The sequence below is a fragment of the uncultured Hymenobacter sp. genome (assembly GCF_964242765.1).
Classification (GTDB): domain Bacteria; phylum Bacteroidota; class Bacteroidia; order Cytophagales; family Hymenobacteraceae; genus Hymenobacter.
In genome coordinates this window covers 1-14792 of sequence record NZ_CAXTBM010000051.1, presented here as the reverse complement: position 1 = coordinate 14792, position 14792 = coordinate 1, and the positions used below count along the sequence as shown (strand labels likewise).

Sequence of the window (14792 nt, the reverse complement as noted above, 5' to 3'; positions counted from 1 at the left end):
TGGGAGTTGCCGTCGGGTGACTAGTAGAGGAGAACGTTGTTGGTGGAGGACATGAGTAGCCGAACAAGAAGTGCCCGGTCGAAGTAGCGGCTATTTTCAGTATCTCAACAGTAAGACTTTATTAAACATCCCCTACACTCCGCCACCAATCAGTACCAAGAACACCAGGCTCTTCTTACTGAGCCCGGCGTTTCTCGTCTTCGGCTCCGCTGCGCCGGTTGGTGGCAGTAGTGTTGTCATTGCCCAGCTTCCAACTCAACGACAATGTTACGGCGCGGGAATCCCGGCGCAGGAAAAGGTTTTCCTGGTAGTTGTTGTAGCGCGATACGGCCCGCAGCGGGCTAGTGTAAAAGATGTCGGTGGCAGCCAGCTTCACATTGCCTCGCTTTTCCCACACGGCCTTCTGCACGCCCAGGCCGACCTGGCCAAACGGTTCGAACACAAAGAACCCCACCCGTTGCCGCGACTCATACGTGCCGTTCAGCTCGGCGCTCCAGCCTTTGCCGAACGTGAAGGTGCTGTTGCTACTCAACGAGCAGGCCGCCCGGCCGCGGTTGAGGGCCGTACCCACCAAGCTGCCCTGATAGTGGATGTAGTACAGCACCACGTTGTTGTAGATGTTCCACCACTTGGCTGGCGTCAGGGGAGCCGTGAGGGTTAGGGCGCCGTACTGCTGCCGGGTCAGGTTGACGTACTGCGACACAGTGGAAGTGTCACTTTCGGGCTGCGCCACGTCCGTGATGGGGTTTTGGGTGACACTGAAGCTCAGGCCGGTGGTAAACTTTTGCTTGAAGGTGTGCGTCAGTTCCACGTTGTAGCTGGTTTCTGGCCGCAGGTCGGGGTTGCCTTTGCCGGAAGTAGTGGGGTCGATGACGAAACGGAACGGGTTAAGTTGCCGGTACGAAGGCCGATTGATGCGCCGACTCAGCGAAGTGGATAGTTCGTGCTGGTCGTTGAGCGTGTACTTTAGGCCGGCGCTCGGAAACAACTGGTAATAGTCGCGCCGGAAGTTGTTGTCGGCTATCTGCTGGCGGCCTTCCATTATCGTTTGCTCGCCCCGCAGGCCCGCTTGCACGTTCAGCTTAGTGAAGGTGTGCGTCAGGTTTACGTACCCGGCCGTGATGACTTCGTCGTACGTGAAGCGGTTGGTGCGGCCGAGGTCGACGGTAGTTATTTCGTTGACGGTATTTTCAAACAGCACATCGTTATCAGACGACACCTGGCTGGCTTTGGCGCCGGCTTCGAGGTTGGTTTTGGGACTGAGAGCCTGCGTGTAGTCGGCCTTCACGGCCCGGATGATTAGCTCGCCGGTCTGGTCGCCCGTCAGGGTAGTCGTTGGCCGCCCCGACAGCTCGAAGAAAGTGGTTTGGCGCTGAAGCCGGTGCGTGTAGTAGTTGGCGTAGTCCACGTCGGCCGTCAGTTCCGGGCTGCCGGTTGCGCCATGGCTGAAGGTATGTTTGAAGCTGAGGTTGCCCGCCACGTTGGGGTTGAAACCCTCGGTTCTACTCAAGGCTGTGTAATAGTCCGTCATCTGGCCCGCTGCATCGTAGAAGGTGCTCGTATTTACGCCCGTCCCGTTCGGACGCGGATTCGGAACCGCAAACCCGTTGATGGCCCCGCCAAGCACCGTTTTCTTCGCCAGATTGAGATCAGCGCCAATTTTATAAATCAGGAAATGGTCGCTGGACTGGATGCGGTTGCGCTGGTCGCTGGTGCTTTGCAGCACCGAGGGAGCCTCGGCGTTCAGCGAGTCGTAGAAGTAGCGGTACGTATTCCGAATGCCGAAGCCTCTGCGCCGGGTGTAGTTGGCGGAAGTGAAGATGTTGAGGCTCTTGCGCCGGTGGTTGCCGGAAAAACCAGTGGTAAACTTGTTGTATTGCGTGCGGCCGTAGCTAGCGTTCAGGGCGCCGTTGGTGCCCAGGCGTTGGTCCTTTTTGAGGTTGATGGCAATGATGCCGGCGCTGCCCTGCGCGTCATATTTGGCCGGCGGATTGGTAATCAGCTCGATGCTCTTGAGTTGGTCGGCGGGCAGGGCGCGTAGGTAGTCGGCCAGCTCGGCGCCCGTCATGGGCTGGCGCTTGCCGTCGATGAGCACCAGCAAACCCTGCCGGCCCCGCAGCGCTAGGTTGTCGTTGCCATCCACCGTCACGCCCGGGGCGCGCGAAAGCACATCGAGGGTGGTGTTACCGGCCGCCAGCGTCGAGCCCTCCACGTTTACCACCGTGCGGTCGGGCAGGCGCTCGAATAAGGGTTTCTGGCCGACTACCTGCACTTCTTTCAACGCCGTGGCCGCGCTGTGTTGCAGCGTAATGCCCGGCAGCGTCAAGCTACCGCCCGCAGGCAAGGCAAACGGCTCACTCCAGTACCGTACAAAGCCCATCTGCGCTGCCGATACCCGGTAACGCCCTTCGGTTGGCCGCTCGAAACGAAAAGCGCCGCTAAAGTCACTGAATTCGGTTTTTACCACCGTGGAATCCGCCGCGCGATGCAGCGTCACGGTGGCGTAGTCAATGGCGGTGCCTGCTACAGAGCGCACGATCCCCGTTATATTGCCAGCGGTTTGCGCTTTGGCAGGCGCAACGAGTCCAGTTAGCCCTGCCACCAAAATTCCGGCCGCAAACGATAAAAAGCGAGTAGAGATTTTGCAGTTCAAAGGATCAGAAAGAATAGGTGGCAAGGAAAGGGGTTGCAACTCGCCACCAGAGGCAGCGTCCGCCAAGCGTAGCGAGTACCAGTGGCCGCTTCGGTTTAACTAACCCACAATCGGTAGCCAAGCAGTATTCAGGTGTGGATACCGCGCCAACCTTCGGACGTTACAGACCGAGTAGTTATTTTTTCAAGCTGGTTGCCCCATACCTGGGTTGGTGCCGTAAGGTCGTGCTGATGTAGTGACAGCCTTCGAACTCATCGAATTCAAGAGATAGCCAGAGCAGAAAGAATGTAGAGTGACTACGGCCTAAACTGAAAACAGAAAACCCACCACAACTAGTTGTGGTGGGTTTTCTGTTTTCAGTTTAGGCCGTAGTCACTCTAGCAACTCAGATTGGCGGTCTTCACTCAGCTATTTCACCTTGAAAACCTTGTCGAGAAACGCCGCGGTGTACTTCAGCGTGGGCTCAAACCACGGATTGAACAGCGGGAACGTGTGCGGCGCCTCCGGAAACCCATGCTCTTCGTGGTAGATACGCAAGGCATCGAGCTTCTTAATCATGTCCGTCCGGCCCGCGTGCATTCTATCCACCGAGCTGTTGATGAAAGCTATGGGCGGCGTTTCGCTGGTCACATGGTTCAGAGCGCCAGCTTGGTGCCACAACTCGGGCTTCTCGGTTTTGGAGGCGCCAAACCAGTAGGTGGCGGCGGAAATGCCTTTGCTGTCGTCGCCTTCGCCTGATTCGGGGTGAATGAAAGCTAATGTGCCATCTACATCCACAATGGCCTGCACGCTGCTGGAATGGCTTTGGTGGCAGGCGTCGCCTTCCAAGGTTTTGTCGCCTTTGGTGGTGCCTAGCAGCGTGGCTAGTTGCCCGCCAGCCGAAAAGCCCCAAACCGCAATTTTGGTGGTGTCTATGGTATAAGTCTTCGCATTGGCGCGCAACCACCGCACGGCAGCTTTCAAATCGGTAACGGCGGCCGGGTAAATGGCCTCTGTGGAAAGCCGGTATTCCGCCGTTACCGTCACGTAGCCTTTCGCGGCCAGTTGCTGGGCCATCGGGACGTGCTGCGAACGGTCGCCGGAACGCCAGCCGCCGCCGTGAATAAGCAATACGGCCGGATATCCTTTCTTACGACTGGCTTTCGGTCGAAAAATATCGAGTTGTAAGTTGCGGCTGCCGATGGTGCAGTAGGTCAGGTTGGTCTTCGCCTGAATAGTAGCGGGCACGGCCGGTCTGGCCACGCTGATATCGGGATAATTCTTCTTGGCTTTGCTGAAGGCGCTATGCACCGTGAACGATGTATCGCGCGGCGCTGGCAGTTGCTGGGCCACGGCCGGCAGAATCTGGCAAGCCAGCAGGCAACTCAATGCAGCCAGCCTGCCAAGTATCAAACGAATAGTATCTGTGGCCATAAATGGGTGATGAAACTGCGTAAAAGCAGGTTTTACGGTCCTGCTGCGCTGATTGAAGCATCTTGCTAGTGTAAGTGTAGTAGACTTATTCAACACTACAGCGAACCGAGTGAGATGCTTCAATCAGCGCGGCAAGACGTTCTTAAAAACGTCGTAGAATTCTACAACTACTTCGATATGAAGTGCAGCTTGTTCCCCACGCAGAGAACAGCAAATAAGCCTACAGCCTCTCCAATAACTCGTCGAAGGTGCGCAGCAACTCAGTGCGGCTGGCTTCAGGCTCTGCTTCCAGGCGCTGCTCGAACACTTCGCGTTCCGTGAAGTCGTGGAGGCTGCGGGTGAGGGGAGCTTCCGCATCTTGTTCGTCGCCGAGGGCGCGGAGCTTTACTAGGCGGAAGTGCCGACGGGCCAGCACCTCTAGCTGCTTGCGGTCCAACTCCTGAATTACGCGTAGCAATGCTTCCGCTACTTCCAGTTGAGTTAGCTCGGAATGAATCTGCACATCCGCCCAAGCGGGGAGGGCATAGCCGGCGTTGTCGTAGCTGGTCAGGAGCAGAATCACTTCGTCGAGCGCGCCGTGGAAGCGCACCAGCCGCCGGGCGCTAGGCACCGGCAGAGCCTCCAAGGTTTGCAATTTCCCGCCCCCAAACTCTAGCAGCAGCACTTCCTTAGGATGGTCAACCTCGGAAAACGACAGTGGAATAGGCGAGCCAGAATAGCGAATATGCTCACGCCCACCCACGCGCTGCGGCCGGTGCAAATGCCCGAGTGCCACATAATCAAAGATTTCGGGAAAGTGGTCGGCCGTAATCTGGCCCAGGTTGCCGACGTGAATGGTCCGCTCGGAATCGGAGGGGGCCGCGCCGGCGGCGTACAGGTGGCCAGTGGCCAGCACGGGCAGGCCAAAGTCTTTGAGCTGCCACACCTGCTCCACCTCGGCCATACGGCCGTAGTGGTCGGCAATTCCTTGCTTGATGCGGGTTTCGCGCTCCTCGGCCGTTTCGCCGGGCACCGAGAGGCGCACGTCCCGGTCGCGCAGGAACGGCACGGCGCACACCACGAGGCCGGGTTTGCCGGTGGTATCGTCCAGCACCAGCACCTGGTCCTCGAAGCAGTCAGGCACGCACCCGACCACGTGCACGCGCAGGTGGCGCAGCAGCCGGGCCGGGGCGTTGAGCGTGGCGGGGGAGTCGTGGTTGCCGCCCACCACCACAATGTCGCGGCAGTTGGTGCCGCGCATATTCAGCAGGAACGAGTAATACAGCTCCAGCGCCTGGTTGGAAGGCGAACCAGTATCGAAAATGTCGCCGGCTACTACCAGCACTTCCACGCGCTGCGCTTGCACCGTTTCCACCAGCCAATCGAGGAAGTGGCGGTGCTCATCGGTGCGTTCGTGGCCGCTGATAAAGCGCTGGCCGAGGTGCCAGTCGGCAGTATGAAGTACACGCATAGTTTTCAAAGATAATGCGTCAGTTATCGGTTCCCGCAGCGCAGCACCACGAAAAACACAGAAGCTCGTCGAGAATAACCTCAACGAGCTTCTGTGTTTTTCGTGGCGGAAACTCTCCTAGTGCACCTCCTGCGACTGGAACGTGGTAACGGCTTCGCCTAAATCGTGCACTTGCACGCTGTCTGGCAGCGCTGCATCCAATATACTGGAACCCGCCGCTGAGCGGTAGCCACCGGCGCAGTGCACCAGCACTGGTTTGTCGGTGGGTACTTCGTGGGCCCGCTCGCGCAGTTCGGGCAACGGAATTTGCAGCGAGTTTTCGAAGATAGGCTGCTGGTTTTCAGTGCTGTTGCGAATGTCAACGATAGTGAAATCTCCCGGCCGCTCCCGTACGTGCGTAACATCCGTGCCGGGGCTCGTGACGGGGAGTTGCTGCGGCGTTACCAAGGCGCCTTTGATATTGAGCTCGTAGCCGATTTTAGCGGTTTTGCGGATCACCGTGTCCAGCGCGATTTGCGAATCGGCCAGCAGGTAAAACGTTTCCTCGGGGCCTACCACCGAGCCAAGCCAAGTTTCGAACTTCGGGCCGTCCATGAGGTTGATGGCGCCGGGCAGGTGGCCCGCCCGAAATTGCTCGGCCGGCCGCGTGTCGATAATGAGGGCTTTGGGGTCGAGGTCGGCATCGGGTTGCAGGCGCGGCACCCGCCGGATGCTGTCTTCGAAAGGAAGGGCGCCTTGCTTGTTCAGCACCACATCGTGCCCGAAATACTTGGGCCGAAAGGGCTGATCTTCCAGCAACACCTTCACAAACTCGGCCTGCGACATAGGTTGCAGAGCGTAGTTGGTTTGCACTTCCTTGCCAATGGTGCTGTCGAGTTCGGGGCTAGTGGTTTTGCCACATAAGCTACCAGGGCCGTGGGCGGGATATACTTTCGTGTTGGGAGGCAGCGTCATCAACTTTTGGCGAGTGCTATGGTAGAGCTGCCCGGCAAGATCTTCGCGATTATGGCCCCCCATTTTGTCGGCTTCCCGCAGGTCGGGGCGGCCTACGTCGCCCACAAACAAGGTGTCGCCGGTGAACACGGCGCGGGTATGCGCAAACTCGTCTATCAGCAAGATGCAGATGCTGTCGGGGGAGTGGCCTGGGGTATTGATGGCGTGCAACTCCATGTTACCCAGCGTTATTCGGTCGCCATCGTCGAACGATTGGTGGGGGTAGCTGGCCTTCACTAGCTTGCTACAGTAGATGGTGGCTCCGGTTTCCTCGGCTATTTCGAGGTGGCTGCTTACAAAGTCGGCGTGCGGATGAGTTTCAATGACGGCAATAATGCGGGCGTCGTGCTCGTCGGCGAAATCGTAGTAAGGTTGGGGGTCGCGGGCCGGGTCGATGAGAGCTACTTGGCGGCCGCTGCGGATGGCGTAGCTGGCATGCGCTAAGCCTTTATCGTAAAACTGCTGAATTTGTACCGACGCGGTACTACTGGGCAGAGGACTCATGAGGTGAGGGATGTAGTGGATGCGAAACCGCGTGGTAAACCGTAGCCGGACGCATATTCTCAAATATAAGCAAGTGGAATTCTAGGTAAACCGAAAGTAGAAGGAAAAGTATTCTCGAAAAGATGCAAGAGCTTTTAACGCAGCAGGTTGAAATAGTAGTTCTCGCGCAGTGCTAGTCCTTACAAAAAAGAGCCTAGCATATACTACGGACAGGTTGTAGAAAGCAAGTGTGTTTATAGAGCCGCAACATCTTACGGCTCTACGGAAGCAACTTCTGGCAACCGCTCGGTCACAAAAAAGCCCCAACCAAAGTGGCTGGGGCTCTTGTCGATACTGAATTGAGCGGTTGCTTAGGCTTTCGCTTTCTTTTTCATGCCACCGCCCTGCATCTTCTCTTTGCGCTTGTCTAGTTGCTCGTCGCGCATCTGGTTGAATTTTGTTAGCTGGTCGGCGGTGAGCACCGCTTTGAGTTGCGCGTCATATTTGTCGCGGATAACCTTCATTTCCTGACCCGCTCCCTGGCGAGAGTCGGCGGAAGCGAATTTGGTGCGCAGGGCCTGCATTTCCTGATTCTCAGCTAGCGCAATCGTGCGAACCTGCGTCGACTGGTCGGCGGTGAGGCTCAATTCCTTGGTCAGGCGCTGGGTTTGCATGTCGGCGCGCTGCTCGGGCGTTAGGTTGCCGCGGCCTTGGCCCGTGCGGGCTGCGCGGTCGGCCGTAGCTAAATCAGAAGACTGAGCCGAGGCCGCGCCAACGGTAAGCAGGAAGGCAGCAAGTATTACAAGCGTCTTTTTCATGGTCGTGTTGTCTTTAAAGTTGATGACGCTGCTTAGAGGGCGCGGCCACGGCTGGGTTTAATTCGGGTGCCAAGATTAGGACAATGGCTTAGCGGAAGCGGACGAATCCAATAAAGGCCTATATTCGGGGCCGGACAACTGCTTGTAAACGGCTTTTCTTTGCTTCGACTACCAACTCACTTCCTTTCCCTTTCTCCTAAACTTATATGGCAAGTATTTTCGCCAAAAAACCGCTGGCTCAGCTCCTGGGTGAAGCCAACTCTTCCGGCCACGGTACGCTCCAGCGGACGCTGGGTGCGGGCAACTTGGTAGCGCTCGGCGTCGGGGCTATCATTGGGGCCGGCCTGTTTGTGCGCACCGCCGCTGCGGCCGCGCAGGCCTCGGGGCCGGGAGTAACGCTGGCTTTCATTGTGGCCGCTATCGGCTGTGCCTTTGCGGGCCTTTGCTACGCCGAGTTTGCCGCCATGATTCCGATTGCCGGCTCGGCCTACACCTACGCGTACACCACCATGGGCGAGTTCGTCGCCTGGATAATTGGGTGGGCCCTCATCATGGAATATGCCCTAGGCGCGGCCACCGTGTCCATTGCCTGGAGCGAATACCTGAACAAGCTCTTACAGGTCTTTGGGATGCAGATACCCTATAATCTGTGCCACTCGCCTTTCGAAAGTGCCGTTGTGAACGGGGTAACAGAGCATGGCCTTATCAACTTGCCCGCCTTGTTTATCATTGTCATGCTCAGCTTGCTGCTCATCAAGGGCACGCAGGAGTCGGCAACCTTCAATGCGGTTATTGTGGTAGTGAAGGTGGCTATTGTGCTGATCTTTATTGCCGTCGGTTGGCAGTTCATCAACCCCGCCAACCACACGCCTTACCTGATTCCTGATAACGCCGAGCCGGTTCGCAATGCGGCGGGTACGGTAGTGCGCGAATATTCGGCCTGGAACAAGCACGGGCTGGGCGGCGTCCTGGGGGGCGCGGCCATTGTGTTTTTCGCTTTCATCGGGTTTGATGCCGTAAGTACGGCCGCTCAGGAAGCTAAAAATCCGAAGCGCGACATGCCGATTGGTATCCTTGGCTCACTAGCAGTCTGCACGGTCCTCTACATCCTGTTCGGGCACGTGCTGACGGGAGTAGCCAACTGGCGCGAATTTGCCGACCCCGCCAAAGGCGGCGAAGCTTCCGTAACCTACGCCATTAAGGAGCACATGCCCGGCTACGAGTGGCTCTCAACGGCCGTAACGGTGGCTATTCTGGCCGGTTTCTCGTCGGTAATTCTGGTGATGCTTATGGGCCAAAGCCGCGTGTTCTTCTCGATGGCCAACGACGGCCTGATGCCGAAGGCTTTCTCGGACTTGCACCCCAAATTCAACACCCCCTACAAATCCAACCTGGCGCTGCTGGTGTTCGTAGGCGCTTTCGCCGGATTTGTGCCCGGTTCTTTGGCCGGCGACTTGACCTCGTTCGGTACGCTGTTGGCCTTCGTGCTGGTGTCGATTGGGGTATGGCTGATGCGCCGCTCCGACCCCGACACGGTTCGTCCGTTCCGCTCGCCGCTTTCCACGGCCGCTTTCCCGCTGGTGCCGTTCCTGGGCGCAGCCATTTGCCTGCTCATGATTGTGGCCCTGGATGCCGACACCTTGAAGCTGGCGCTGTTCTGGATGCTGCTCGGTTTCGTGGTGTACTTCCTCTACGGCCGCAAAAACTCCAAGCTTCAGCAGGGCATCGTGGTGGTGCCTAGGGAAATGGAAGAGCAAGCTTTCATAAAGGATTAAGCTTCGTTGACAACTTGTAAAAAGACCCTGCTGGTTAGCCAGCAGGGTCTTTTGCGTTTTTTAAGTCTTTTATTTTTTTGAAGTGTCCTGCACTTCACTTTGGAGCTTGATCACCCGGTCGCCGTTTTCTTGAACGATAACAAAAGCCGGATTTTCGGGAGTGCCGTGGCGGGTGATGTCGGAACCCTTAAGCTTGCGGGTGACGGTTTCCTTGTGCGTTTCTTCGATTTTGCCAGTAGCGGTACCCGTGCCGTACTTCCAGCTGACGGTAGTGCCTTTGCGCATAGTAGGGAAAATAAGGAGCAGTGAATGGATGGCAAACAAGGTGTTGCTTATAAACCAGCTTTACTGCTTTGTTGTTGCTTAGGTTCTTGGAAAGATACATGGCGCAGTTGCTGGCTGGCAACGTATATCACGCAAGTAGCAGGCACTGAGCGGTAAGCAACCAGCAGTAACAGCTCAAGCAGCGGCTACCTGATAGGAAGATGAGAGCCAGACACTAAAGGCGAAAGCTGGTGCTTGAATATCTAGTATAAACTATTATATTTTTTTCATGAAAAAATATACATTAGCATCGTTCTATCAAATAGAAATATCGTTACATTTGGAACATGAACCGTGCATTTAGTGCGGTTGCAGTTAAATTCCGTCTTGGAGTTGCTTCTTAGGCTCTAAGATTTTGCCTTCTTCAACCTGAGTCACACCAAACGAAAACAAACTAGTTATGCCCTCTAAGATCCTCTCCTTCATCGTACACGTGCCAGGCACGACTCCTGGTTCTTACCCTGCTGTACCTATGGCTACTACCAAGCCCGACCGCAAACAAGAAACGAAAATGCAGAGCAGCGGCCACTTCACCGCCATCTACGAAAACGACCGTTTTGTACGCTTCAAGTACATTCATAACGCGCAGTAATACATAGCTAAAACAAGGATAAGCTGTTGTTACGACAGGTAGGCGCCGCGCTGCTCTTGTAGGAGCGCGGCGCTTTCCGTGTCTGGACATTAGCTTTTGGGCTAACTTGCAACCTAAACCTTGTGTTTAGTTGCCCATGCTGTCTTTACGTTTTCGTGATCTGCTGTTCCTGTTCACTTCCCTGATTTCTTTGCTGGCTAACAGCCCGTTGAGGGCGCAGCCTACCGTTCCGGTGCTGGATGAAAACGGCTGGTACGGAATTGTGGCGCGCAGCAGTGGCCGCTCGTTGGAAGTACATGGTGGGTCGCAGGAAGCCGGTGCCGCCGTGGTGCAATGGGAATTTACGCATCCTGCTTCTCAGCAGTGGCGCTTTGTACGCGTGGTGCCGGGCGGTGAATACTATCGAATCGAAAACCGCCAAAGCGGCAAATGCCTGACCGTTGATAAGCCCGACGAAAACGCGCCCTTGGTGCAGCGGCCGTGGACGGGTAGCTTTTATCAGCAGTGGAAAATGGAGCCTGGCGGCCCTTTCGGCAGCGTGCAATTGGTAGTGAAAGGCAATAACAATTGCGCCGCCATTATTAACGCCGACAAGTTCAACGGCACCGCCGCGGTGTTGCAACGGCCCCAGAACCGAGCCACGCAGCAGTGGCGGCTGTTTCAGTTGCGCTTGAACGAAGACCCCAACCTTCCCGGTTTTGGAACGCCGGAGTTACTGCCCACGCTCAACACGAGCGGCAATGAACTGCACCCCGTGTTGTCTCCCGACGGCAGCGCGCTGTATTTGTCGCGGACGCGCTATCCGGCCAACACCGAAGGCAACACCGAATCGGGTGATGCTTGGATGAGTGTTTCCAACGACAAAGGGCGCTCCTGGAGCACCCCTACGCGGGTTGATGCTCTCAATACTCCCCAAAACAACGGAGTAATGGCGATAGTAGGGCCGGAAGGCAACTCGCTGCTGGTGCGTGGCACCTATGAGCGTGATGGTAGCTTCCGCGACGAAGGCGTATCTGAAGTTCTTCGCTCTGGGGGTAAAGGAGTACGGCCAGTACCACTCAATATTCAGAACTATTACACAGCAGGCCCGTCCACCACGTTCTTCATGACCCCCGATAAGAAGGTGCTGCTGCTCTCTTTGGAGCGCAGTGACACGCAAGGGGGCAACGACTTATACTTGAGTACCCCCACGCCCGACGGTGCATGGAGCGAGCCGCGCAGCTTGGGTAGCGTGGTCAATTCGCCGGGATTCGAGTTTGCTCCTTGGCTGGCACCCGACAACAAAACCTTGTATTTCAGCTCCTACGGCCACGCTGGCTACGGCAGTGCTGATATTTTCGTGAGTACCCGCCTCGATGAAACCTGGACTCAGTGGAGTGAGCCGCGCAACCTCGGCAATCAACTCAACGGGCCCGGCTTCGATGCCTATTTCACGCTTACGCCCGACGGCAAGCAGGCCTACTATGCGTCGGCCCGCACTGCCAACGGGCCTGCCGACATTTTCCGTACGGCTACCAACGTGCAGCGTACCGTATCTCCCCCTGACTCCACGGCCCCAGTAGTTGTGGCGCCCGTGGTGCCTGCCGTTCCGGCGGTAGTCCCCCGGACCTTGCTTACTGGCCGGGTTCTGAATGCGAAAACCAGACAGCCCTTGGCTGCTGAAGTCAAGATTGTTCGGTTAGATAATAATCTGATTTTCAATGCCACTGCCCGAAGTTTGCCAGGAACGGGGTCGTATCAGTTCACACTGCCGCCTGGCCGCTACCAAGTGCTTGGTAGTAGTGCCACGTTCCTGAACGCCACCGATACCGTGAGCATGACGGGGTCCCGTACCCTTGATTTGCTGCTGGTACCGGCCGCCGTTGGCTCTAGTTTGGAGCTGCCCACCCTGATTTTCGCGCAAGGCAAGTTCACGCTGCTGCCCGCATCCTATGCCGAGCTGAACCGTTTGGCCCGCACGCTCGCCGACAACCCCACGGTCAACATTCGCCTGGAAGGCCACACCGACAATCAAGGGCCTGCGCACCTCAACCAAAAGCTGTCCGAGGATAGGGTAGGAGAGGTGCGGCGCTACCTAATTATGCGGGGCGTACCCGAAAACCGTATCAGCGTAGTAGGGTATGGCGGCACCCACCCGCGTGCCAGCAACGAAAAAGAAGAAACCCGCAAGCTCAACCGCCGCGTCGAGTTCACGATTGTGAAGTAGAAAACCGTTGAATGGCTTGACGCTTGACTGATGGCCGTTCAACGGGCTGGCCCGTAAATGAGAACAGCCTTTCACTAAGTACATCAATAAGTTGCCCGTTCCATGGTTGCCACTATTCTGCGTCAGCTTGATCTACCTAATCTGCCGTCGGCGTCCGGGGTGGAAATTGTGGGCGACACGGTGTACATCATCGGGGATGATTCGCCGTATTTGTACCGCTTTACGGCATCTGACTTACGGCCCGGTCAGCATTTAACGCTTTTCGAAACGGCACATTTCAGCTCGGGTCGCATTGCCAAGGCTATCAAGCCCGACCTAGAGTGCCTCACCACGCTCACCACCTCTAGCGGCGAAACGGGGCTGCTGGTGTGCGGCTCGGGGGCCACGGCAGCGCGAGAAAACGGATTCTGGGTGCCCTTTTCAGCTTCCCAAGGCGAAGCGGCTACGGTGTATCCACTTACGTTGAGCGGGCTCTACGCCCAATTGCGCAAACTGCTGCCGGCTGGTGTTACGCTCAACCTGGAAGCTGCGGCTGCTACTACTACCGAGCTGCTGTTGTTTCAGCGTACCGTGGGCTCGACAGCGGGCAACTTGGTGTTTCGGATGCCCTTGGCTGCCACCTACGACTATTTACAGCACCGTACCACGCAGGCCCCGACTGTGAAAGCGCAAGGTTTTCAGTTGCCTACCATCAAAGGCAAGCCCGCTGGTTTTTCCGGAGCGTGCACGTTTGAAGACAAGCTGTTTGTAACGGCATCCGTGGAAGATACCGCCGACGCTGTCTTAGATGGGGAGGTGCTTGGTAGCTTCGTTGGGCTGCTGGACCTCGACCAACCTGCTAATCGGCCTATGGTGTTGGCACATCTGAAATTGCCGGACGGTAAGCCCTATCAAGGCAAAGTAGAAAGCGTAGCCGTGCGCCGCCAACTAAGCTCCGGGCGTTACGAGTTGCTACTGGTCACCGACGACGACCAGGGCGGTTCTACAGCGGTGCTGGTAGAAGTAGCGGGTTAAACTGCTATTGTTCAGCGCTCAGCAAACCCAAGTTGAGGCGTGGTTGCTACAAACCTGAAGCCGCTACGTGACACTTCCCCAACCTACGTTAGCAAGTAGGGTTCATTTAGCTTTTGCCCGTCGCCAGATAAAGCCGTCCAGTACGTAGTGCGTCATTTGGGGGAGGGCTAGCAGGGGTACCAGCAGGGTCAGCAGCAACGGAGTGCCGGCTACGGATGGCAGGCTTTGAAATCCTTGGAATACGGTGCCATGCTCGCGCCACACGAGGCCGTCCCAGAAGCCTTCTTCGGCGTACGCCAGCCCGAACAACACTCCTAAGAACAACAACCAGCCGTAGCGGCCCGTCCACCAGTAGCCTGCATGGGCGACAGAATGCGCTGTGGAAGTAGGTTTACTGGTGGTCCATACCAAAGCCAGGTAAGGAATGCCGTGCGCCACTACATTAAGCAGGGTGAATGCCAAGTCGCCGTTGAACTGCACGATACCGAAATACCACGACACCAACGTACCAGCCATCAACAGATTACGAGGTAGGTTGAAGGTATGGTTGCGCCGCCAGATCTGAACTTCCTTGAATAGGTAGGCACCAATCAACCCAACGTATATCACCGTAGCTATCAGCCGGCCAGCGGGGAAGTCGTGCTGTACAAAGTCGCCAGCAATAAACCAGTTGAAATTGCGCGGTGGGGAAAGATGCCAGTACAGCAACGGGTAGAGCGTAGCGTAGTAAATCAGCAGGTTGTCAAGTACGCGGACGGAAGTGGGTGCCTCGTGGCGAGAGTACAAGCGCAGGAAACCGTATTGCTGCCGGATAAAATGAAAAACCGCCAGATACGCCAATACCCGCCAAAACAGCAAGCTGCCGGCGTAGTGCAACGCCACGCCCGCCGCGTAGCAAGCCAGCGGCACCAGCCACAGCAACTGCCGAAACTGGCGCCGACGCACCGGGTCGAAGTACGTACGGAACAGCGTGCTGTACACGTGCGCCACATCAATCAACACCACCAAAACCACCCAGCCCCAAAGTGGCATTTGGGAAGTAGTACGAAACTGCTTCGGTAGAACCAGCAC

General features: G+C 56.7%; 10 protein-coding genes. 3 read left to right on the top strand and 7 right to left on the bottom strand.

Annotation, left to right across the window (positions count from 1 at the left end; translation table 11 throughout):
- Positions 1-175 precede the first annotated feature (175 nt).
- The 5 genes from ACFE7X_RS18660 to ACFE7X_RS18640 form a co-directional block, all read right to left on the bottom strand.
- Positions 176-2536: a TonB-dependent receptor domain-containing protein gene (locus ACFE7X_RS18660; protein WP_375437201.1), complete on the bottom strand. Its 2361-nt coding sequence runs from the start codon at positions 2534-2536 to the stop codon at positions 176-178.
- Between the two features lie 525 nt (positions 2537-3061).
- The gene (locus tag ACFE7X_RS18655) at positions 3062-4066 is read right to left on the bottom strand and encodes an alpha/beta hydrolase fold domain-containing protein (RefSeq protein WP_375437200.1); all 1005 of its coding nucleotides are present in this window, start codon (positions 4064-4066) and stop codon (positions 3062-3064) included.
- Between the two features lie 220 nt (positions 4067-4286).
- Positions 4287-5516 carry an exonuclease subunit SbcD gene (gene sbcD / locus ACFE7X_RS18650; RefSeq protein WP_375437199.1) on the bottom strand — a complete coding sequence of 410 codons (1230 nt, stop codon included), beginning with the start codon at positions 5514-5516 and terminating at the stop codon, positions 4287-4289.
- Positions 5517-5633: 117 nt separating this feature from the next.
- A complete protein-coding gene (locus tag ACFE7X_RS18645) occupies positions 5634-7013 on the bottom strand; it encodes an MBL fold metallo-hydrolase (RefSeq protein WP_375437198.1) in 1380 nt (459 codons plus the stop codon).
- A gap of 350 nt (positions 7014-7363) precedes the next feature.
- Positions 7364-7810, bottom strand: a complete 447-nt coding sequence (locus tag ACFE7X_RS18640; protein WP_375437197.1) for a hypothetical protein — start codon at positions 7808-7810, stop codon at positions 7364-7366.
- Between the two features lie 206 nt (positions 7811-8016).
- Between ACFE7X_RS18640 and ACFE7X_RS18635 the strand changes: the two genes are divergently transcribed.
- Positions 8017-9585, top strand: a complete 1569-nt coding sequence (locus tag ACFE7X_RS18635; RefSeq protein WP_375437196.1) for an amino acid permease — start codon at positions 8017-8019, stop codon at positions 9583-9585.
- A gap of 69 nt (positions 9586-9654) precedes the next feature.
- Here the strand turns inward: ACFE7X_RS18635 and ACFE7X_RS18630 are convergent, their stop codons facing one another.
- The gene (locus tag ACFE7X_RS18630; RefSeq protein ID WP_375437195.1) at positions 9655-9870 is read right to left on the bottom strand and encodes a DUF2945 domain-containing protein; all 216 of its coding nucleotides are present in this window, start codon (positions 9868-9870) and stop codon (positions 9655-9657) included.
- A 767-nt stretch (positions 9871-10637) separates the two neighbouring features.
- Between ACFE7X_RS18630 and ACFE7X_RS18625 the strand changes: the two genes are divergently transcribed.
- Together ACFE7X_RS18625 and ACFE7X_RS18620 are read left to right on the top strand one after the other, a co-directional pair.
- Positions 10638-12707, top strand: a complete 2070-nt coding sequence (locus tag ACFE7X_RS18625; protein WP_375437194.1) for an RICIN domain-containing protein — start codon at positions 10638-10640, stop codon at positions 12705-12707.
- Between the two features lie 102 nt (positions 12708-12809).
- Entirely contained in the window at positions 12810-13721 is a 912-nt protein-coding gene (locus tag ACFE7X_RS18620) for a DUF6929 family protein (protein WP_375437193.1), read from the top strand.
- Between the two features lie 102 nt (positions 13722-13823).
- Here the strand turns inward: ACFE7X_RS18620 and ACFE7X_RS18615 are convergent.
- Positions 13824-14792: hypothetical protein (locus tag ACFE7X_RS18615; RefSeq protein WP_375437192.1), on the bottom strand; the 969-nt coding region annotated here is incomplete at its 5' end.

Coding starts and splice junctions, on each gene's coding strand:
- ACFE7X_RS18655 (WP_375437200.1), bottom strand. CDS start 4,066: ATGGCCACAGATACTATTCGTTTGATACTTGGCAGGCTGGCTGCATTG.
- sbcD (WP_375437199.1), bottom strand. CDS start 5,516: ATGCGTGTACTTCATACTGCCGACTGGCACCTCGGCCAGCGCTTTATC.
- ACFE7X_RS18645 (WP_375437198.1), bottom strand. CDS start 7,013: ATGAGTCCTCTGCCCAGTAGTACCGCGTCGGTACAAATTCAGCAGTTT.
- ACFE7X_RS18640 (WP_375437197.1), bottom strand. CDS start 7,810: ATGAAAAAGACGCTTGTAATACTTGCTGCCTTCCTGCTTACCGTTGGC.
- ACFE7X_RS18635 (WP_375437196.1), top strand. CDS start 8,017: ATGGCAAGTATTTTCGCCAAAAAACCGCTGGCTCAGCTCCTGGGTGAA.
- ACFE7X_RS18630 (WP_375437195.1), bottom strand. CDS start 9,870: ATGCGCAAAGGCACTACCGTCAGCTGGAAGTACGGCACGGGTACCGCT.
- ACFE7X_RS18625 (WP_375437194.1), top strand. CDS start 10,638: ATGCTGTCTTTACGTTTTCGTGATCTGCTGTTCCTGTTCACTTCCCTG.
- ACFE7X_RS18620 (WP_375437193.1), top strand. CDS start 12,810: ATGGTTGCCACTATTCTGCGTCAGCTTGATCTACCTAATCTGCCGTCG.